This is a genomic window from uncultured Shewanella sp., assembly GCF_947497935.1.
Lineage (GTDB): Bacteria > Pseudomonadota > Gammaproteobacteria > Enterobacterales > Shewanellaceae > Shewanella.
Genome location: NZ_CANMIO010000061.1, coordinates 1 through 311 on the forward strand (window position 1 = coordinate 1; position 311 = coordinate 311).

Consider the following 311-nt stretch of genomic DNA (forward strand, 5'->3'; position numbering starts at 1 on the left):
TTCCCAAACATTAAGTATGAGCCTCTGCAAACCGCTGGCTTCCCAAACATTAAGTATGAGCCTCTGCAAACCGCTGGTTTCCCAAACATTAAGTATGAGCCTCTGCAAACCGCTGGCTTCCCCAACATTAAGTATGAGCCTCTGCAAACCGCAGGCTTCCCGAACATTAAGTATCAGCCACTGCAAACCGCTGGTTTCCCCAACATTAAGTATCAGCCACTGCAAACCGCTGGTTTCCCGAACATTAAGTATCAGCCACTACAAACCGCTGGCTTCCCGAACATTAAGTATCAGCCACTACAAACTGCTGG

1 pseudogene is annotated in these 311 nt (G+C 48.2%); it reads left to right on the top strand.

Going from position 1 to position 311, the window contains the following annotated elements:
* A pseudogene (locus Q1A86_RS21155) lies at positions 1-311 on the top strand (hypothetical protein); the annotation flags it as partial.